Source organism: Anaerococcus ihuae (assembly GCF_928368155.1).
GTDB lineage: Bacteria > Bacillota > Clostridia > Tissierellales > Peptoniphilaceae > Anaerococcus > Anaerococcus ihuae.
The window spans coordinates 202599-226632 of the sequence record NZ_CAKMRU010000002.1; the positions used below are offsets into that span (position 1 = coordinate 202599).

The following is a 24034-nucleotide window of genomic DNA, read 5'->3' on the forward strand; positions in this document are numbered from 1 at the left end:
TTATTAATAAAAACTTTATCAACTAAAATAAAGACACCCTAACCCATCCCGACCAGATAAATATGCCTTGATTTGGCATATTTATCCCTAAAACTAGTGCAGATTTATAACCGTTGATTTCGGTTATAAATCCTGAAAGCTAGTGCGAGAGCACGGAGGAATTTGCGTAGCAAATGAGTTTTCATAAGCACGGAAGAATTTACGTAGTAAATGAGTTTTAGTAGTGGAGGGATCTCCTTGGATTAGTAAGTAAAAAGAAAAAGTTTGGAATAAAAAAAAGCAGTATAAAACAAGGGAAGAATAAACTACTATACAAATTTAATAAAAGAGATCTCTCGATTCGCCTTGCTCACTCGAGATGGTATTGCTTTGTTTTCATATCTTGAAAATATTTTTTCTTTTAGAAAGTAAAAATTTAATAATAAAAACCTATAAAAACAAAACTTTAGCAATAAAAAAAGTCAACCATTACCCATCTCGACCTGATAAATATGCCTTGATTTGGCATATTTATCCCTAAAACTAGTGCGAGAGCATGGAAGAATTTTCAAAGCAAATAGATTTTAGTGTGGATAGATCTCTTACTATACTAAGAAAATATAAAATTCAATTTAAATTATCCTAATAAAAATTCAAAAAAAATTAAAAATTTGCAATATATTGAGATTATAAGAAATTTTAAATATATCTTAAAAACTTAAAAATATGTAAAAATTTTGTTGACGAAAAAATTTTTAGGTTATATAATTAAATAAACTTAGAATAAAAAAATTCTAAATAGATACTAATTTTTAAAGAAAACGATAATTTTTAGCCACGCACTTTAGCTGAGTATATGGAAAAAATATTAGGAAAAAATATTATACTTTTCCATACACCCATATATTTTCTAAAGAATGTACAAGTGCACACCAAAGGTCAGTGTTATTTAGTTAATTTTAAAAAAACCAAAATTAACTAAAACAATAATGAAGGAGTTATTATGAAAAAAACACTTAGAAAATTGATGTCATTTTTTATGGCACTTTTTATGGTTTTGCAGGTTATGTTACCAGCCTTTGCAACTAGGTCGAAGGCAGAAGAAGAAAATCCAAATTCAATAAAAAATATTGAAAATCTTAATCCAGATGATGAATCTTATTTTTCGATTACTGATTCCCAAAAAATTTTTGATAAAAAGAAAATAAAAAAGGATGATAACAAATTTTCAATAGCACTTGGTCTTCCTGATACAAGTTCTAATTTTAAACTTGTAAAAAGAAATGACCTAAAACTTTATGATGATGGAATCTTCCCTACAAATGAAGATGCAAGTAAGGAATATTGGCGCATAAAAGATATGCTAAATGATCAAGGCCTTGACCTAGATCTTGAAATAATCAAAGAAGATCAAGGATACAGAATCATCAATAAAGAAGATTTAGAAAATTTGGAAAATGAAAAAGAAGACGAAAAATACGGAAAAAATTATTCCTACATAAACTTTAAAATTTTGGATGATTTTGATTTTAATGAAAAAGGAAATCAAAAAATCCTAGACCAAGACAAATTAGTATTTAATTTAGAATTTATTACAAATATATCACCTGATCCAAACTACAACCTTTTCGAAAAAGACGAAGAAGGAAAATGGAAAGTAAAAAACGAGGGAGATATATTTGCGCTTGTTAATGGTGACAAGGTGAGTGTGTATGATACAAGCTTATTGAGAAATGACTTAAATAGCCTTGAATCATATGAAGAAGAAAAAACACAGGCCGAAGAAAAGGCAAAAAAAGAAGCCGAAGAGAAACAAAGGGCCGAAGAAGAAAAGAAGGCTCAAGAGGAAAAGGAAAAAGCAGAAGCAGCCAAAAAAGCTGAAGAAGAAAAAAAGGCTGAGGAAGAGAAAAAACTTCAAGAAGAAAAAGCTGAAGAAGAAAAAAAGGCTCAAGAGGAAAAAGAAAAGGCAGAAAAAAAGGCTGAAGAAGAGAAAGAAGCTCAAGAAAAATCTAAAGCCGAAAATAAAGAAAATCCAGAAGAAGAAAAATCTGTACTAGAAACAGACAAGAAAGAAAATAAAGACGAAAAATCTTCTGATCAAAAATCTATAATAGAGAAAAAACAAGATAAAAAGCCAGAAGAAAATTTAAACCTAACAAATCTTGAAAAAGCAGACAAAGAATTAAAAGAAGCTTTAAAAGATGAAAATAATTCAATAGGAGATATACAAAAACTTCTTACAGAACTTGGGGAAAAATATAAACTATCAAGATTAGACCAAGAAAAATTAATGTCAGACAACGACAAGGCAATAAAGGATCTTGTAGAAAAAGATAGGGAAGAAAATTTTAGACCAAATATGCTTAGAGCCCTTCAAGGAACTGAATCTAATTCATTTAAAGATAAAATTTTCCATTTACGAGCCAAAATGAACGTTAAGGCAACTGACATAAATCCTATACCAACAGGCTGGTATTTTGATGTAAAAGTTGGTCCATATTTATATTATAGCGAAAACCAACCCCTAAATGACCTTTACTTTACAGGTTTAGGCTTGGTAGCAACAGCTCAATATATCGAAGATGGAAAAGATCATTATATTAGATACACCTTTATAAAACCTGTAACTAAAGATATATCATTAGATATAGATCAAAACCTAAAATTTGATACAGTAAATATTGGTGAAAAACAATCAGTAGACATAAATATAAAAGTTGCACCAAAGAACAACCCTGTTCAATCTATGCCGACAAAAACTGTAAATATAAATGACCCATCACTAGTTGAGTCAAGCTTTACAGTAGAAGACCAAGGTGAAACCCAATCAGGAACTTACCCTTATCAATTAAATTGGAAAACAACATCTCAAAAACTAAGAAATTCAAACGGTAATATTATACAAGACCCAACAAGGGAAAACACCCTAGAAGGTGCCTATGTAGAATGGGATATAGAAGTTGATACATCTACCTTGGTCGATGAAAACAACAAATTAGATTTTGAAAAATTAAATCTAACAGTTTTTGGATCTTCTAAACAAGGACTTAAAAATATTTCTTATAGGTTTGCAAATAAAGAAACTGACCTTGCAACAAAACCATCCAATCCAACATCTGACATAGGCGAATTGCGTAGTGGTAATTCATCTATTGCTAAAAAAGATCTTGGGGAAAAACTATATATCAAAGTCAGAGGAGATATTGATCCTAACCAGCTTCACGAATCTTACTCAATTGGTTTTAGGATTAACCCAGATAAAAATTATATTGATAAGTTACTACAAGAATATAAGGATAAATTTGATAGGCTACCTACTCCAATCAAATGGATCAAGGGAATAGAAGATGCAAAAAGATTTGCAGAAGTTCCATTCAATTTGGTAGAAACAAATATACCCGCAACCTTCAACGGATTAAACGACAGGTTCAATAACGAAAGATTTTACTATGACAACACCAGAACTATTGTTGCAAAAAGAATTGACGATAAAAATGTAGATTGGTACGCCCTAGACCTTATAAGACGTGGCGAAACTCAAGATACAAGTCTTGACAATCCTACTTTCTACAAAAATAGAATAAACCTAGAACAAAAAAATGTTAATACAACCAAAGTTTATTATGTACCATTAAAAGACGGCGGCTACAGAAAAACTTACCAACCAACAGACGTTATTCTTTCAAATGGTCAGTATTATCCAGGAACAATAATTTCCTATGAATATAAAACTCAAAAGGCAGGCAGAAACGACACTTACTACCTAAGAGCAGACCTAAAAGATAAAAAGAAATATAACGTTGACGAGGCTTACCAAACTGAGGGTGGAAGAGTTGATCTTTTCACAGAAAAGATATCCGACCAAGCCTTAGCAAATGGATATCTTGCCTACACAGAAAATCCATATCCAATCATGCGTATTAATAGAAACTTTGATATGGTTTCATGTTTCAATGATAATGTAGCAGCTCCAGTCTATGAAGGAAACAAGGGAGTCTTCCTAGATATTCACGAAGACCCATCAGGTACCTACTTAATTTCCAGACTAAACGAATCTATAGCAAAAGATCATACTGGCTATAAATTAAAAACCTATTTAAATGGAAACAATCCTTATGACGGAGTAAACCTAAACCATGGTGGTTTGACTGAAAGCCAAGCCATGGAAGAATTAATGAAAAAAATCTATTTCTATGGTGAAGAAGTCAAAAAAGAATACGCTAACCAAAATAATGGAAAAGAAATGCATAGACTTATCGAATCATCTATGTACCAAAGAGTCATCCACCATTTCACAGACAATAAGCCTTTGACTAAAGATTACTTTGATGTTCCATCAGACTACAACGTAGATGAATGGAAGGTTGATTATACCCTAACAGGTTCAAGAATATCAACCACAGATGGTAGCGTTAAGTTCGAAGGGGCTTTTGATGGAACAAAAAGAAAACATCCTAGTGGAGCAAGATGGCTAAAAGATAATGAAACTAGGATAAAAGACTATCCACCAGTTCAAAGAACCCAACTTGAAATGGCGAACGAACTTTACAAGAAAGTAATAGATTCTTATAAAACTGGAAATGATTGGGACGAAAATAAGGCTGATTCAGTAAAATTAGTATTTTACTCTCACACCGATGAAGGAAAATACCAAGAGCTAATCGCAGGACGTGTAATGGCTCCAATCGAAATTGATAAATACAAAAAAGTTGGAGATAAGCTTGAAAAACTTCCAGGTGCAGAATTTACTTTCACAAATATCAACACAGGTCAAAGTAAAAAATGGAAATCAACCGATGGCACAGATAGCCACAAACTTTATCTAAGACCAGGTACCTACAGAGTTCAAGAAACAAAAACCCCAGCTGGCTACGAAAAAATCAAAGATTTTGACATCACAGTACAAAGAGAAGAAATAAATGGAGACGATGGATCATATAAGTTCAAAAAATTGCCAAAAATCCACGTCAATGATGGATTTAAAACAAAAGTAAAACTTGGCGAAAATCTTCCAAAGTCATCTGACCGCACAGATTTAGTAACCATCGATGATGGCAATATCAAAGTAAGCGTAACAAACCTCGAAGATAATCTTGGAAAATTAGAATTTACCAAGAAAAACAAGTTTGTAAAACTTTTTGATGCAGAATTTAGACTAAGAAAATTAAAAACCGAAAGCGTTGAAAAAGCTAAAAATAATATAAATAATCTAACAGATGATGACTACGACAAGACCTACGACCAAACATCAACTGGTCACTACGGAGATTACAAATTTGAACAAATCCCAGTAGGTTTCTATGTACTTGAAGAAACAAAAGTACCAGTTGGATACGAAAAAGCTCCTCTCTACCTACTTCATGCAGAAGAAAAAATAGATTCTAAGAATAAGAAAAAAGTTGAAGTAAACTTTGTTGGAGATAAGAAACCAGAAACAGAAAATGGCAAAACAATTGTCAGAAATAAAACCAAAAAAACAGAGATCAAATTTAGGAAAGTAAGAAGCGAACACGTTACTGATACAAAAAACGAACACCTAGGTCTAGCTGATGCAAGATTTAGGCTAATGTCTATAAAATTGTTAGATGGAGACTTCTACATCAAAGACGACTACACTGACAGGACTAAACCAACATCAGGTGATGATAAAGTTGATGGTCAAAACGCCAGAGGCGGCGGTTATATAACATTTGATAACCTAAAAGTCGGAGAATATTTGCTCCAAGAACTCCAAGCTCCAAAGGGCTACGCCAAGACAAAACTTTATGGTTGGAAGCTAATTGTAAGCGAGCTAGAAGCAGATGATGAAAAGACAGGAAAGAAAAAAGGCGACCTTATTTACAAACTTTATGAAATAGATAAAGAAAAAGACATCAATAAAATTGATCCAACTAAGGAAGTCCCTTTAGAGAAGATTATCAATGGAAGAGATAATAAGGTAGAAGCCTTCCAAATAGGAAACGAATCGAGAAAGATTTCAATTCCATTTGATAAGTACCTATCAGATGGTAAAACACCATCAGTAAAGCTGGATGGAACACCAAATCTTCCACTACCAGATAAAATCTTAACAAATGATGGTAAAGAATATAATGGTAACAATGCCATTTCATTCAACCTCTACAAGGCAGACTACTACGGTGCAATTTTAAAAGATAAAGAAGGAAACCCAATCAAGGTCAACAAGCACCCAATAGTTCAAAATGCGGCGAAAAAAAATGACAATCCAAAAGTATTCCCAGAGGATAAATATAAATACTCTTTTGAACTCCACGATTTGGAATTTGGTGGCTACTATGTCCTAGAAGAAGTTGCTCCACCAAAAGTAGATGGAGTTGAATACAAAAAGGCAAGCAGAATCTTATTAAAAGTTGAAGCAGAAGCCATTGCCAACGAAGGACACATGAAGGTAATAGTTAGAGACCCTAACCCTAACGCCATGACCAATGAGCACTCAGTATTTGGTGGTGTAATCAACTTTGAAAAGCAAGCTAAACTTGGAGAATTTTCAATCAAAAAAATTGGTAAAGCTATACCACCATATAAAGGAAATGTTGGTCTAAGACGTGCATACTTTAGACTCTATACTGCAGATGAAGACTTCAATATCTTATACAAGGATTCGGATAAAAAATATCCAAAAGAATATATCCAAAAGGTAACCCCTGGAGAACCAATCACAGAAGATGATGGCAAGGGAGGACAAAAAGGAAAAGATCCAAAAGATCTTCCAAAAAACCAAGGTATTGTAACTTTTGACCAACTAAAACCAGGCAACTATGTCCTAGAAGAATACAGAGGACCAGCAGGATACGAAAAAGATCCAAACCCTTGGTATATAACAGTTGACCCATATGGTAATGTTAAAAAATATAGGGAAAAACCAGGCACAAGCTCAAGGCAAGTCCTTTATTCAATGCAAAACCCAAGATATGAAATGGCAGATCTTGATATTTCAGAAAGACTACCACTAGATAGGGTGATGTCTCCACAAGCAATTGATCCAAAGCTTGGCGAGATTAAATATGATGTCGATTCATCAAATGCCAATATTACAGTAAGTGCTGGAGTGGTTGATACAAACGATGGATCTCGTGATATTACAGTTAAAATTACACCAAAAACTGAAAAAATTGGAAAAAACAAATCGCATTGGGTTCTTTTGCTTGATAGGTCAAGAGATTTTTCTGGAAAAAATAATTTAGATAACAATATAAATAAATTTATCACAGACCTTAGAGCAAAAGCAGATACACCAGGAGCGGAAGTTTATATTTCAATTATCGAGTATTCTGGAACTAAAAATATGAATAAGGTCTTACTATCAAAGACTAACATCAAAGACCTAGACGATGCCAATGCATATCAATATACTATGGGAACTTTATCAGATGCTGGAAATAGTCAATATAATCTTGATGAAACAAATGTAAGCGTTAAAGATTATTTGTCAAAAGTAGGTATTGATAAAAGAAATAATGATACCCAAGACGGTGCATTTAATTTAAAACCTATAGTTGATGCGAATTTAGCAAATTTAACAAGTGATAATTATGATAATAAATATATAATAAACTTTGCAAGCTTTAATGCTAATAATGCAAAAAGAAATTTCACCACTAGCCCTAAATTTTATCAATTTGAATCTATGTGGGCATTCTATGAAAAAGGATATAAGAGAGTTTATACCCATGTAGATCAAGAGAATACGTCATTGGCAAGTAATTCAACAGGAAATGCATATCAAACTTATTTAAGGAATAACTCTGATATAAATAGTTTCAACCTAACCAATTCCTACGTTCTTAAAAATCAAGGATTTAAAAAAGCCAGAGGATTTGGTCCTTATGTACAAAAAGGAATTTTAGATGGCATCTTAAACAATAAATCTAATTTTGAATCTGAAGGAAAAGACGAATCCTTACTAAAAAATGCAAGTGTAAATATAGTTACAAAAGACAGTATAAAAATAGATTCCTATACTATAAAGAAAAATGGAAATATTGAAGAAAATCAAACAAATCCTACAGGAAATTCTATAAATAAAGAAAATTTCAGCTTAGGAGTTGGAGATAATTTAGAAATAAATTATAAGATTTCTTTAAAAGCAACTGCAAGTAGTGATATGGATTATTATATCCATGAATTTATGGATTATATTCCAGTTGATAAAGGTATTTCAGTAAATCTTGATCCTAAGAGTTTAGTAACACAAAAAGAAAGCACAACACCTCAACCAAAAGGATACAATGTTATAGTTAATCCTACAACAAACGGAAGTGTAAGTGCGAATCCAAATAAAAATGTTCCTCAAGGAACAATTGTAAATTTAACACTCAAACCAAATGAGGGTTATAAATTTAAAAGCGTAGATGTTAAAAAAACAAATGGAGATTCAATACCTTTTAAAGAATCTTCCAAAGAAATGGCAAGTGTTCTATCAACAAGGGCTGCCAATGGAAATCCAGTATACAGAAGCTTTAAAATGCCAGCTTCTGATGTAACAGTAGATGCAAAATTTGAGCAGATTTCAAAAGGAGATATAGACCTTAAAACAGTCTTCACCTATTCTAACCAAGAAAATGGCGAAGATAACAGCGATCCTGCTCCAAATGGTAAAGCTGGTACAATAATGCTCCTTGAAAAAGATGAAACGGCTACAGACCCATTAAACCAATGGAAACAAGTAAGTGTTAAGGATGCTCCTTACCAAGGTGATTTAATTTTTGAAAATCTTGACTCAAGTAAAACTTACAAGCTTGAATACACAAGAGAAGACGGAAATGATAGCAAATGGGGAACTGAAACCACAAGCAGTATTGATGTTGATTTCTCAAATCTAGAAAAAATAGAAGGTCAAAACGACCAAAAAATTATTACTATAAAAAATGGTAACCTAATGGAAATCTTCAACAAGGATGAAACAGGATTTAGAATTCCTCTAAGAATTACCAAGGTTAACGAAAACAAGGGTGCTCTTACAGGTTCTCAATTCAAGGCTCGTAAAATCTTAAACGGTGACAAATCCCTATATAAAGAAATAAATAAAAAAATAGTAAAAACGGGAGAATCAAAAGATTATCCTATTTACCATGACGAAAAATTTGATGGAGTATCAGAGGCTACAGGAGAACCAGGAGATAACTACTTCAGAGAACTAACCCCTGGTATCTATGAACTTACTGAAATAAAAGCTCCAGATGGAACTTATAGGATTCCAAAAGATGAAAATGGCGATCCAATGAAGTGGTACTTCCAAGTATTTGTCTATGAAGGCAGAGACCCAAGAGGTGCTGACTACATGGGTATCAATTTCAACTTTACCCACAAATTTGTAGAAACCGATGACTTTAATAAAGAAAATGTAAATGATGCAGAAAAAGCAAAATTAATTGGTACTACAATCGAAGGACTTGGCTCATCTAATACTAAATTTAATAAGTATATAAAAGTTATCCCAGATGATGGACGTTCAAACCCAGCAAGGCCAGACGCTCCATACCAAGGAATTAACGATGCTCAAGTAACAAACTATAAGAGCAAAACAAGTCTAAGCTTTTTCAAAAAAGATTTTGAAACAAACAACAATCTAAAAGATGCTGAGTTTACTTTAAGAAAAGTTCAGACTGAAACTGTCACAGAAGCTGGCAAAAAAGTCGAAAAACCAAAAGTAGATAACAATAACAAACCAATCTACGCTGAGGTAAAAACCACAGATGATAAGGGCAATCCATATACTGATGAACAGTTGGATGAATTAATGGTTCAACCTTATAATAAGCAAAAGAATTATGCCCTAGCCAACTCAACTGAAAACCTAGGTGTAGAATTTACCAATATCGAAGAAGGAACCTATATCCTTGAAGAAACAAAACCAGCCGAAGGCTACAAACCGACAGATTCCTTCTTGACCATTACCTTTACCGAATCTGATAAGGGTGCTTGGAAACAAGTTATAAAAGCCTACAAGAGAGATTCAAATGGAAAATATGTAGAAATGGGAAATACCAATAATTTCTTCACCAAGGATGAGAATGGAAATTTAGCAAGTATTTCTAACCAAAAGAAATACATCAACCTCAAATTCCAAAAAATCAGAGCTAAAAAAGGTGCAAACAATGAGGAAATTCCTGTAAATACAGCAAGTTTCAAACTTACTCAAGTTGATGATAAAGGAAATCCAGTTCCTGGAGCCAAACAATGGGATGTTCAAAGTAACTTCTTAAGCAATGAATTTAACTTCAAAAATCTTGGTGTGGGTCGTTACAAACTCCAAGAAACCAAGGTAATAGAGGAATTTGAAAAGCCAGACCCATGGTACTTTAGGGTAAAGGATGATGAAAAAGAGCCGGGCAAGCTAAAGATAGAATTTGAAACACCAAAGGGACACCCTTACAATTCTATAAGCTTTACACCATATGACGATTCTGGTGTAAGACCTAAGATAGATGATGAAGGCAATCCAGAAAACTTGAAGGTTAAAAACTTCAGTAGGATTAAATTTAAATTCCAAAAATTATCAGATCAAAAAGAAGATGGAAAACAACTTCCACTAAAAGATGCAGGTTTTAGTCTTAAAAAATTGAGATATTCAATGAAAGACGACGCCAAAGCCTACGAATACTACGAAAATAATGAAAACGGAGAAGAAAACTTCAAATACGGAGCCTTGAAGAAATATTCTCACGGTGACCAAGTAACCGAATTCTATAATTCAGGTGTAAGGAAGAAATTCACAAAAGGCAGTAATGTTTATGAATTTGATGATAAGGGAGACTTAATTAAGGTTAATGGTCAAGCTGCTACTCAACAAGACAAGGATGACCTAACAAATAGAAAAGTCATACCAGATTCAGTATCAGCCGCTACTGGTAAGTATTATTCAAACATGCGTTCCCAATCTGACGGTGGTGTAACATTTGAGGAATTGGGAGAAGGTATCTACGAACTAAGAGAAACAAAAATCCCAGAAGGCTACCAAAGTGAAAATAAACAATTTAGCTGGATATTCGAAGTTAAAAAGACACCAGATGGTTTGGTAGTAGAACATAATAAAGATTTAGAAAAAGAATACTACCAAAAATTTGGAACAGAAGAGTCTAAAAAATATTATAAAGAAGACTACACTACAAATTCAAACGTTAAAGAGTCTACAGATAATGAATTCTCCTACGAGATAACAAATACCAAGACTACAACCGACCTTAAATGGAAGAAGATTACAAATTACGACAAAGGTACGTTGATTAATCAAAGAACTCAATTCTGGTTGTTCAAAGTTTCAGACGATCCTACAAATCCAAAAGTTGCAGAATCAGGGCAATCAAGCTTCGCTCCTTACCAGGTAGAAAGCTCAGAAGGTAACTTTAAAATCGAAGACCTATCAAAAGGTATCTACACCCTTGTAGAAACTGTCGCTCCAGATGGCTACAAAAAGATGGAAAGACAGATTGTAATTCAAATTTACGAAGATGCAAATGAAAATTACAAACTAAAACAAAACTTCTACGAGATGAAGAGGAAAAAGGTTGAGGGCAAAAACGAATATAAGAATGTCGTAATAGAAAAACCTCAACAATTCACAAACCTCTTAACCCGTAAGAATAAAACAGAAGTTGATGTAGATAAAGATACGGAAGGAAATAAAACCTTCTATGTAAATAACGAAGCCAAACCACAATTCTTCTACCTATCAAAAGGCTTTATGAAAAATGAAAAAGGTAAGGACGTATTTACAGATATCACCAAGGGCGAGCTAAAAATAAAAATTTACGCCGACCCTGCTGATGAAAATAATAAAGATACAAAAGTCTATGAGAGAACAATCAAACTCTCCGATGCTAAATCCTACAAGATTGACGTAGATGGAATTCAAACTGGCGTGAACTATCTCCTAGAAGAAGTTCAGTCTCCAGACGGTTTTGCAAAGACTAAGTATAAGTATAGACTTCAATTCAATGAAGATAGTGAAACTAACAAATTTGTTGCAATCCTAAAGGCAGTCCTAAAGGAAGGCGAAAAGGAAGTCGAAGAGGATGGCGTAAAGAAAGTCGTAAAGACCTGGACACCACTTACAAATTCTAATGGTAAAAATATCACAGACTCTGGTCAATTTCTAGGAGATGGGAAAGCTATAAACTCTGGATTCCAATTCCAAATCGTAAACAAGAAAACTGAAATCGAGTTTACAAAATATGGAAAAGATGGAAATACAGAAACCAAATTAGAAGGTGTAGAATTCTACCTAGAAAAACAAAATCCAGAAGATCAAAAATATTACAGTTTAACTAAAAATATGGAAATGATCTTGCCAGCTATAAATAAATTAGGCCAACAATATTGGTACTATATAAGCAATGAAACTGGCAAACCAGTAACTGCGAAAAATTCTGAACTAGTAACACCGGAAACATACAGAGGAATCTATAAATCTGATGTGAACGGTAAATTCAAAATCACCGACTTAACCGACGGCTACTACAGAATAATGGAACCAAAGGCACCAATTGACAAGGCTGATAACAAACCATACATGAAAGTAAACGGCCCAGTCAAAACCTTTAGGGTTGTAAACGGTGAGGTATTAATCGCAGACAAGGATGAAAAAACCGGAAAGATTTCCGAAACCCTAGTCACAGACGAAAACATTGGAAAACTAGGAAAAATCATCAACGAAAAACCAGGCAAGGGCGAATTTACTATAACCAAGGTTGACGAAAAAGACAATCCTATGGCAGATGTAAAATATACCCTTCACAAAACAGATGCTGATGAAACCCGAGTTGGAGATGAATACAAAACAAACTCTGAAGGTAAAATAGTATTCAAAGGTCTACCTTACGGCTACTACTGGCTCAAGGAAACAGAAACCAAAGACGGTTATATACTTGACACCAAGAAAAAACTAATAGCCCTAGGCGGTGGAGATTGGAAAGTTCCAGAAAAACAAAAAGATGATGTTTCAAAAGCAATAACCTTTGAAGAAAAACAAGATGAGCTTGTATCAACAGAAGACTCAAAGAGAAAATCCGTTGTTTATCCAAACAAGGCAGAAGGAATGTTTGCCAAATTCAAATTCAAGATTGATGAAAAAACAACTATAAAACCGGGAGATTATTTCACAATCAAATTCTCCGACAATGTCGACCTTGATGGTATCAATAAAGACAACGATGATTTTGGCAAAAAGATAGACGCTCAATATGACATCATAGGTCCAGCAGGAGTTCTTGCAAAGGCCAAGGTAAATGATGACAGAAGATCAATAACCTACACCTTTACCGACTATGTAGAAAACTACAAACCGGAAACCATGTCAATGTATCTTCAACTTTTCGCAAACAGAAGAAAAATTGACCATACACAAGACATCACGGTCACAGCAGATATAGGAAATAATATTGATACAAATAACAGAGCTTATCATTATTCAGACTCTATAAATATTAACTATAGAGGAGAAAACACACACAAGGATGGAGACAAAATCGTAAGATATGATGGTTACCAAAATCCAAATTCAGATGTATCATCCTACATGCTAAGACTTGATCCAGATGGCAAGACTTTCACAGCGATTTTATATCTAAACCCTTGGAACAGAAAAATGCTAGGCAAGACACTAACATTTACAACAGATGAAGATATCCTAGTAAATGAAAACCTAACAGTAAACACATATATCAAAACTGGCTTAGGAAGCCACCCAAGTGAAAATAATCAAGGATGGCAAGAAGGAGACCTACCAGATTCATATGATATATATGAAAAAGATTCAAATGGTGATCTCAAGGTACGTTCTGACTTAAGTTTAATAAGCGATAATGGTGATAAATACAACTGGTATCCAACCAAAACTTGGACAGAGGTAGAAGAAGTTAATCCAAATTATGGATATGACTATTACAAATATGATAACAATTCTGGTACTTATAAGTATTACAGATATGTTACCAAAAATAATAGTAGTGAAATGATCACCAGACAAATAGATATACCAACAAGATATCTAAATAGACAATCTGACTCAAGTACTTCAACCTATGTTATAGAAATTAAGGGTCAGTTGAAAGACAGTGCAAAATCTCTAAAAACTTGGTCAGAAGAAACTCATTACAATTACAGGACAGTAAATGGTATTACCTACAAAGATTCTTATAACTCTCATTTCGAAACTTGGTCACAATTCTTCAACCCAGGTGGAGAAGGAAATGTTAATAAGGAAATCAAACTTGTAAACTTCAAAAACAAAATCGAATTTGCAAAAGTAGATGGAGGTGTCCTATCAAATGTAGTCGATAAGGAAGCAGAAAATCCTAATACCATAAAAGATTTGGGAATAGGAAATCCTCTAAAGGGAGCAGAATTTAAACTTGTAAAAGATGGAACAGATGTAGCTGATTCAAAAAGAACATCAGACGACAATGGAATATTTTCTTGGGAAGAACTAGCAACTGGTAAGTACCAAGTCATAGAAACAAAAACACCAGATAATGACAAATACGACTTGCCAACCAAGCCACTTGCAAGCTTTGAAGTAGATGAAAATGGTAATATAGTCAACATCATACCAGAAAACTATATACTAGAAAACTACAGAAAAGCAGAAATCAAAGTAAGAAAGACTGACGAAAAAGGTAAGGCTTTAGCTGGAGCAGAATTCACTCTTACTCCAACAAGCGGACAAAAGAATCCAGAAAAACCAACCGATAACTTCCCAGTTAGAACATTGGCAACAGATGACAAGGGAATTGTTACATTCGATAAATTACCAGCAGGCAAGTACGACTTACAAGAAATGAAAGCCCCACAAGGCTACACCAAATCTGACACAGTTTGGAAACTTTTAGTCACAAGAGATGGTAAAGTCAAATGGCTAAACTCATTTGATGATTCAAATGATCAAATGAAGAAAGTTTCTGATATAACCTACACAGGTGAAGATAAAGACAATTTCAGATCAGAAATCCTAGGAATAAATACAGAAACAAAAACCTTCAGACAAAAAATAACCATCAAAGCTAAACCAAGCGAACTTGAAAAAGCAAGATTAGTTTTAGATTCAACAAATGCTGACCTAAAATTAAGCCAAGCTAATACAAAAGTAAGATTGGTACAAGCAAAAGGTTCTACTATAGAAAAACCAGATAACACATCTTACACAGTCGAAATCAACAACGGAGATTCTCCAAACTTGACCCTAAGAATTACTCCTCCATACAGAGAGGAAAAGAAAAACAATCCTGTAGGATCAAGCGAGGGTGGACAACAAACTGACCTCGACGCTGAAAGAGAATACCAATTTATAGTAGATATGCCATACAAAGACGATGCGAGAATTGGTGCCAAGGCAACCTATGATGTAGGCACAGTCGGAGCAGATGGTAAAGTCACATTTGGTGATAAAGACATCAAAACAGAAATAGATAAATATCTATCAAAAGGAAACTACACAATTGGAACAACCAAAGTAAATATGGATACCTATAAAGACAAATATCTAGCCCGTGACATCAACCTAATCACAACCGATATAGGCAACATCAAACAACCATCAATCTACTTCGAAAAGGTAGACGCAGATAATAATGCAACCAAGCTTAAAGATGCAGTCTTCGAACTACAAAAGAAATTCGATGAAGGATATGCACCAGTTAAAAAAGATGGTACAAAAGATACCTTATTAACTGCAAAATGGACAGAAACCTCTGACGAGAACGGTCATTTTGGATTTAGTGATATTCCTGATGGCAAATATCAAATTGTTGAAACAAAAGCTCCGGATGGATACGCACTTGTTCAAAATATAGTCTTCAAATTTGTTGTAGAAAATGGTAAAATAAAATATATAGTAGATAAACAAAATAACATTCCTAAAAATGGTTTGAAATTTGAAAATGAAAAAGAATACGGAAAAGTAAATTCAGAAGATAATAGAATTTTAATCACAAACAAAAAGGCCCAATATCCTTCTACAGGTGGACCGGGAGTTTGGATTGGATTTACAATCTTAGGACTTGTTTTAATGTTTATCGCAGTATTGACCTATTGGAAAAGAAAAGATAAACTAGTAGTATAGAAGGTCTGTAAATTTAGGTAATTAACTCAATATGACTTGCAAGAAAAATTAAATTTCTTGCAAGCTAGGGTTATTATATAAATGTAGGAACGTTTCTAGTATAAATCTTGAAATACAGATTATACATAATTGATAAGGCGAAAGCCAAAACATATCAAGGCAAATTGACAAAAAAATAAAAAGGAGAAAATTATGAAACACAAAATTTTGTCATTTTTAACAGCATTCGCAATGGTGTTCGGAATAGTTGCAGCACCTTTTGTAAATGCTAGTGCGGCTGGAGATGAAACAAATCCAGAAAACATTACTGTTAATGTTCACAAAATCTTAATGAACAAAACAGACTTAGATGCTTTCAAAGAGGCTAATGGTGATACTCCAAAAGAGTATAAACCTACTGAAGGAATCGAAAGTCTAAAAGAATTCTTTGGTAATTCTGCAGAAGAAATTGATAAAGTTTATTTTGTAGCTATCAAAGAAGGTGAAGATGGATATGACGATTTCAATACTAAAACAGTAGAAGAAAAAGATGCTATTATCAATGCATTACCTGAAACTCAAAAAGGTACAACTACTAAAAATGGTGTTGGATTAACATTAGCTAATGGTACAGTTGATAATCCTATAAGTTACAAAATTTATGAAGTTAAACATAAATCAAATTATAAGGGTGCAAAAGGAGAATTGTTAAGTGAAAGCATGGCAGTTCCAACAACAGTAACTTTACCAAATCATGCACAAACAGAAACAGGTGTTGCAGACACAATCAATATTTATCCAAAAAATACAGAAAATAAACCAAGGATAGATAAAAACTTTGATTCACAAGCTGAAAACAATGCTATAACAAAAAAAGACTTGATTGGTACTAACGATGATCTTACAGTTGATGTTACACCAGAAGCAAACAACAAAAGGGAAAAACCTACTGCTACAAAAAAAGTAGGAGATATAGTTCCTTATAGAGTTGAGAATATAATTCCTGTAGGCGCAGAATACAAAAAGTTAACTTGGAACGATAACATGTCAGAAGGATTGACATATCAAAAAGATTTGAAAATCGCATATAATGGCACTGCTTTAACTAAAGGTACTGACTATACTATTACAGAAACTGATAGAGGATTTACACTTGCTCTAACAAATGCTGGTTTAGGAAAAATTGAAACTGCAGCAAAAACTGCTGAAGTACAAATCAAATTAACTTATACAGCAAAAGTTAACAAAGATGCTGAAGTTGATACAGACCAAATCAATGATATCTCATTAAATTATTCTAACAAACCAGGAAATGATAGTGAACCAAAAGAATTTACACCTGGTAAAAAAGAAATCACAGTTAAGAAAACTTGGGACATTACAGGAGACCAAGAAATTACTGATGCAGATGAAGGTGTAACAGCTTACTTTACACTACAAAAGAAAGTTGGAGATGAATGGGAAGATGTAGAAACTCAAACAAGCACATCTAAAGAAGAATTTACATTAACATTTACTAATCTTGATGAAAATGAGACTTATAGAGTTGTAGAATCTGTTAAAGGATATGAAGCAGATTATCAAGAATATAACTCTGAAACAGGACAATTAGAAATCAAAAACCACAAAGATAAAGAAAATCCAGATAGAATAGATCCATCTGAACCAAAAGTTAGACTTGGTGGAAGAAAATTTGTAAAAGTTAACGATGAAGAAGAAAGACTTGAAGGTGCTGAATTCTACGTTAAAAACAGTGAAGGTAAATATTTAGTAATTGCACCTAAAAACACAAAGGCTGTAACTAAAGCTAAAGAAACATTAGATGAAAAACAAAAAGCTTACAATGATATGGATGCTGAACAACAAAAAAGCGAAGAAGGTAAAGCAGCTAAAAAAGCATTTGATGAAGCACAAGAAGCTTATAACAAAGCAGTTATTGAGAACGCAAGTGAATATACTTGGGGAAATAAAGATGATGCAATAACAATAAAATCTGATGAAGAAGGTAGACTTGAAATTAAAGGTTTAGCTTATGCAAAAGGTTACAAATTAGAAGAAAAAACTGCTCCAGAAGGATATGCAAAACTTACTTCAGAAGTAACATTTAACGTTGAAGATGGATCTTATGCTAGTAAAGCAGGTGAAACAGAACTTCAATACAATAAAGATAATACAGACAATGGATATGGTAAGAAAATTGTCAATAAGAAAGTAACAATCCCACAAACAGGTGGAATTGGTTCTATCATCTTTGTAATAGCTGGTCTTATGATTATGGGACTTGCAGCTTACAAAATGAAAGCTAACAAAGAACAAGCATAATATTAACTAACAGAGGAGTTACTATGAAAAAGTTCAATAAAAATTTAATATCTGTAGTAGTCCTTGCGATTTTTCTACAGCTAGTTACTCCTCTTTTAGCTTTCGCTAAAAGCGGAAATAATAGCCTAATAATTAATACAAATTACAATGATGAAGATTCTAAAAAAGAAATTGTAGTTGATTATGTAGATTATTGGAAAATCCCAGATGAAAAGACAGAAGATTTGAAAGATCCTCAAAGTCAACTTGATTTTGTTAATCTTTATAAAGAAAAGACAAACGAGGAAATTTCAAAAGATTTGGGAGAGATGAAATCTTCTAATAAGTCAGAAGAAAATAATGGTATGTATTTTGCAACAATTGAAGGCCTAGAAAAAGGGGCGTATTTGTTAAGATACAGATCAAATGATCAATCAAAACTATACATTCCTTTCCTTGCATTAATTGATGAAAATACAGAAAATCCCCTCATAATTTATCCAAAAAAAGCCCCAGATGAATTGACCCTAACCAAAAGGGACAAAAATTCTAATGAAGTTTTAAAAGACGTAGGCTTTGAAGTGGTAAATGAAAAAGGCGAAACTCTTACTTTTGAAAAAATAAAAGATGATCAAGGAAAAGAAAAATTAACCTACAAAAAAGACGGGGAAATCAAAGAAATTTTCACTGACGAAAAGGGACAAATTAAAATCTATGGTCTAGAAGAAAAGGTAAAGTTCAAAGAAACTAAACCTTTAAAAGGATACGAGTCACAAGTTGGAAAAGAAAGTGAACTAGCTCAAACTGGTAGCATCGAAATGCTAAATGAAAAAGATAATCCAGAAAATCACTTCTCTTTCCAAAAAATAGACGGAACCAACAACAATCCTCTAGAAAAAGCAGTCTTCAAAGTACAAGAAAAAACCAAAGACGGCTACAAAGACATGGAAGAAAACGGCAAAGTCTACACATTGACAAGTGAAAAAAACGGAGAATTTAAAACAAAAAATCTCCCATACGGTGACTACAGATTAATAGAAACCAAAGCCCCACAAGGCTACGTCCCAGAATTAGAATCAATAAATTTCACTATTTCAGAAAATTCCCACACCAAAAAAATAAAAGTAAAAAACTACAAACCAACAACCCCAGGCCCAAACGGAGGAAACAACAGATTAAGCAAAAGAGTAGACGCAATGGCGAAAACTGGCGATGCTACAATCTATTTAATCCTACTAATAGGACTTGTGATGATTGGATGTGGTGTGAAATTTGTAAGGGCTAAAGAATAAAATATAATAAGAAAAAAACAAAAGTGCGTAAAGATTAATTTCTTTAGGCACTTTTTTTTAAAAAAAAATTATTATAGATATAGAGAACATATAGTAATCAAATTATTTATTAAATGGATATCATTTTAAATGATTTAAAACTACTAATAAATTTAATTTGCTAAAAAAATTTTTATGTAGGTGAACAATATGAGATTTAATTTAGAGATAACAACTGATGATGTATTTAGGTTTCTTAGTATTATTTCTATTATTGTAAGTATAATTAGTGTAAAATATGCTAATGATGCTAATAAAATAGCTAAAGAGGCTAATGATACAAGCAAAAAAATAGCAATTGCAGAGATTGAGTCACAGAAATCAGAAGCTATGTTGGATAATTTAAAAACTTGTGTTATAAATTTAGAAAATATAAGATCTAAAATAAATATTATCAACAAAAAGAAAGATTTAAGTAGTAAGGATTATAGCAATGAAGACTATAAAAAAGATATTGAAAATCTAGATTTAATTTACAATAGCATAAGGACTAATCTTAATAATAAAAATAAATTTGCTAGTAAATTAGAAGAGAAATTCAATTCTGAAATAGATTTATTAAAATTGGAAATCAATAGTATTGATTTCAATATACGTAGTAAAGATAACGGTGGGCTAACAAAAAAAATAGATCGCATTGCAAATACAGGATCAATATCTAGTTTGGAAGATATTTTTAATGATTATAAAAAAGAAGAAAAAGATTTAATACTAAAAGAATTACAAAAAAATAAATAATTTTATATGATTAATTTGCCATATTAAAGTTATTCAAGTATTTAAAATTATATAGTTGACTAAGAAGCCTTATCATGTATAATATAATTATAAATTACCTTTAAGGTAATTTAAAAGGAGAGAGATTTGAATGTAGAATATTCTAGTAAAAAAGTAGAAAAATTATGCACTAATTTTAAACATGCTAGAAAAAAGATTGGTAATAAAGAGGCTATAAACCTACACAAGATGATTAACTTTATTTTAAATATTGATAGTATAAAAGATTTAAGAAATATGAGTAAGTACAGATTACATAAGCTTAGTGGAGAAAAAGGTATATATTCTCTGTCGCCGGGTGGTGCTAAGATGAGCATTAGGGTTGAAGTATTCTTTAAGGATATATCTTCTAATATAGTATATGATATTAGTAATATTGATATTATAAAAATTGTAAGTATTGAAGAGGTGAACAAACATTATGAGTAATAATTTAATAAGTTATGAGGAGTTGATAGCATTTCATCCTGGCTCTTATATTGAGGATATTATTGATGAATTAAACATTACTCAGGATGAATTTGCTAAGAGAATGGGAGTGTCATCTAAAACTATTTCTAAAATTGTAAATGGGAAGGCTAATATTACAGAAGTTTTAGCTGAAAAGTTGAGTAGGTTTACTGGTATTAGTTTTAAGACATGGATGAATTTACAAGCATCCTATAATAAAAAAGTTATTGAAATTAAAAACAAGATGGCATTAGATGAAGAGAAGGAAATAGCTAAAGAGATAGATTTTAACTATTTCAAAAAAGAATTGCAAATTATTGAAGATAAAACTTATAGAATTAATGAAAAAATAGAATTTCTTAGAAGATTTTTAAATATTTCTAGTTTATCTTATTTAAAAGATTTTAATTCTAATGTGAGTTATAGAAATAATAAGTTCTCTTCTGATATTAATGAAAAATCTATAATTAAATCTAATGTGATGCTTGAAATAGCTATAAATGAGGCTAGAAAAAAAGCTGATAAAAGTTTAGATATAAATAAATTAAAATCAAAATTAAATGATTTAAAGAGTTTAATTAATAGTAATGATACGGTATATGAAAAATTGGAAGAAATTTTGCTTGAATGTGGAATTATCTTAGTGACTTTACCATATTTTAAGGGTTCAAATTTAAATGGAGCAGTATATAAGTTTAATAATGGAAGTGTTTTAATACTTATAACTGATAAACAAAAAAGATCAGATATTTTCTGGTTTACTTTAATGCATGAAATAGGACATATTGTTAATAAGGATTTTAATTCCAACCTAGATAAAAATGAATATGATTGCAATGAGAATAAGGCAGATAAATTTGCACAAGATTTTCTTATAAATCCTATTTCTTACAAGAAGTTTGTAGAAGCTCACGAGTTTGATCGAGAGTCTTTAGAAAATTTTGCAAAAGACAACTTTATAACATCTGATATAGTTGTTGGTAGACTTAAAAATGATGGTTATATTAGACAAGAATTATACAATGATTATAATAAGTTTATGAAAATACCAAAGAAAAATATTGATATCTTAGAAGATATAGCTTACTATATAAATTAAATTGATAATGGCTATCTTAATTAAAATAATTAAGATAGCTATTTTTTTACAAGATATTATAAAAGATTTCTTAAATTTATTAATCTACAAGCCAAAAATAAACCTACAAATCCCAAGTATCAACAAATGCACCGGATAGAACAAATAATTGAACCATTTATTTTGTTTTCCTTTTTCTCCATTATAAAAATTAATTACAGCAAAGCCCAAAATTGCATAAACTTCTTTTATTATCACAAGGTATGACAATAAACTTCCTACAAGTCTTTTATCGTAAAAAAGATATAGGATAAAAATTATTATTATGGAATAATAATCGTAGTCGAAGGATAGAAGTGTTGCCACTCCTGCATTTATTGCAACTATTAGTATGGAAACAGCAAGCCATGCGTATTTGTTTTTGATTTTTTCTTTTAATTTATCAACAATAATTAGGGTCAAAAGTCCAAGGGCAAGTGCCCACATTATATTTTGGGACCTGTTGTTTATAAAAACTTTTGATTGGAACATATCGTATGGGATTTCTGAAATTATGGCGAAAACCAAAAGATTTCTTAGATATTTAAATCTTGATTTTGTTTTATAAAATCCTTCTACAATCATAAAGGCAAAAATCGGAAAGGCAATCCTGCCTAGTATATCGAAAATTGATGATATTGTAACTAGTGGTTGTTGATAATTTAGTTTTGGTGTAATGATTGCCTTGTTAAAATGGTCAATAAACATTGAAACAAAGGCAATATATTTTAATTCTGCTCCGTTTATTTGATATTTTTCTTGTATTTGTTTAAATTTTTCCATGTTTTCCTCTTTTGTTTTTTATTTATTATACTATATTTTGATTTTTGATATTTGTTTTTGTCTTTAATTTAGATTGACTTAATTGAAACTTAAAAAAACATTTACTTTATTAAAAAACTTTACAAATCACAAAAACAAGGTATCATAATATTCGAAGAACTGTTGTAAAACGGTGGTTGCCGATTTTTATCGGTAGTTTTTATCTGATTCGTGGAAGTTGAACCCGCCTAATAAGTGCCTGATGTGGGATTTATTTGGCCTTAAATTCTTCTATAAGCTCAGAGTTTTTACAAGAAAAAATAATCTAAACAAAAAAGCATCAACACCAGCCGAAGATTGCGCGATTAGTTATTACTAAGACAGCAGTCTTTTTTGTTTTGCTAATCGCCAGATTAGGAGTGAAAATTTATGCTCAGAAAATTTCTGAGAAGTTTAGAAGTTACGAAAAAAGAATTTTTGATTATTTCCCTTGGTTGTGCAATTATGGCATTTGGAGTAATAAACGTCCATGAACAAGCACAAATAACCGAGGGTGGAGTTTTGGGATTGGGCTTGTTTTTGAAAAAGGCCCTAAATATGAATCTTGCCTACACAACACCAATTTTGGATGGGCTATGCTATATTTTAGGATTTTCAATGCTTGGAAGAATATTTTTAAAAAAATCAATTGTAGCAACAATAATGTTTGCAGTATTTTATTGGATTTTTAATTTTATTGGACCAGTAATCCCAAGTCTTTACGATATGCCAATACTAGCAGCCATATTTGGTGGAATATTTATAGGATGCGGCTGTGGAATAGCAGTTACAGCCGGTGGATGTGCAGGAGGCGATGATGCCTTGGCAATGACAATTTCCAAAAAAACATCATGGCCAATATCAAGAGCCTACTTGTTTACAGATTATATTGTCCTAGGCTTATCATTAATTTATATCCCATTTGGCCACTTAATATATTCATTTTTAACCACAATTATCTCATCATTTTTGATAGGACAATTTGAATTAAAAATGGAAATACCAGCATGGCAAGTATGCCAAGGAAATTTAAATCACGCAAAATCTTAAATTTAAAAAGGATATTTCAAAGTATCAAGTATTTTGAAATATCCTTTTTTGTTTGTCATATTTTTGAATTTTTTAATTTATTTATTCTTAGATTATCTCGGAATATTTCTATAAATATTTACATTTTCTTTAGTTAAATTTAATCCATGAGATCTCTCCACACTAAAACCT

8 protein-coding genes are annotated in these 24034 nt (G+C 31.9%); 7 read left to right on the plus strand and 1 reads right to left on the minus strand.

Translation table 11 applies throughout. The annotated features are described in order from the left end of the window. Positions 1–982 precede the first annotated feature (982 nt). The 6 genes from L6653_RS06250 (at position 983) to L6653_RS06275 (ending at position 21994) form a co-directional block, all read left to right on the plus strand. Entirely contained in the window at positions 983–16057 is a 15075-nt protein-coding gene (locus tag L6653_RS06250) for a SpaA isopeptide-forming pilin-related protein (protein WP_236786003.1), read from the plus strand. Between the two features lie 192 nt (positions 16058–16249). Continuing rightward, positions 16250–18358, plus strand: a complete 2109-nt coding sequence (locus tag L6653_RS06255) for an isopeptide-forming domain-containing fimbrial protein (protein WP_236786004.1) — start codon at positions 16250–16252, stop codon at positions 18356–18358. Positions 18359–18381: 23 nt separating this feature from the next. Then, complete coding sequence (locus L6653_RS06260; RefSeq protein ID WP_236786005.1) at positions 18382–19629, plus strand: MSCRAMM family protein; 1248 nt, start codon at positions 18382–18384, stop codon at positions 19627–19629. Between the two features lie 189 nt (positions 19630–19818). Next, positions 19819–20406, plus strand: a complete 588-nt coding sequence (locus L6653_RS06265) for a hypothetical protein (protein WP_236786006.1) — start codon at positions 19819–19821, stop codon at positions 20404–20406. A 126-nt stretch (positions 20407–20532) separates the two neighbouring features. Continuing rightward, positions 20533–20874, plus strand: coding sequence for a hypothetical protein (locus L6653_RS06270; protein WP_236786007.1), 342 nt, complete (start codon positions 20533–20535; stop codon positions 20872–20874). Next, the gene (locus L6653_RS06275; RefSeq protein WP_236786008.1) at positions 20867–21994 is read left to right on the plus strand and encodes a HigA family addiction module antitoxin; all 1128 of its coding nucleotides are present in this window, start codon (positions 20867–20869) and stop codon (positions 21992–21994) included. The genes L6653_RS06270 and L6653_RS06275 overlap by 8 nt, the downstream gene beginning before the upstream one ends. Before the next feature lie 84 nt (positions 21995–22078). On the opposite strand, the gene L6653_RS06280 is transcribed toward L6653_RS06275, so the two are convergent. Beyond that, complete coding sequence (locus L6653_RS06280; RefSeq protein ID WP_236786009.1) at positions 22079–22795, minus strand: TraX family protein; 717 nt, start codon at positions 22793–22795, stop codon at positions 22079–22081. A gap of 408 nt (positions 22796–23203) precedes the next feature. Here L6653_RS06280 and L6653_RS06285 point away from each other — a divergent pair, with 408 nt between their 5' ends. After that, positions 23204–23863 (plus strand): DUF6198 family protein, encoded by a 660-nt coding sequence (locus L6653_RS06285; protein ID WP_236786010.1) that lies wholly within the window; start codon positions 23204–23206, stop codon positions 23861–23863. Positions 23864–24034: the final 171 nt, after the last annotated feature.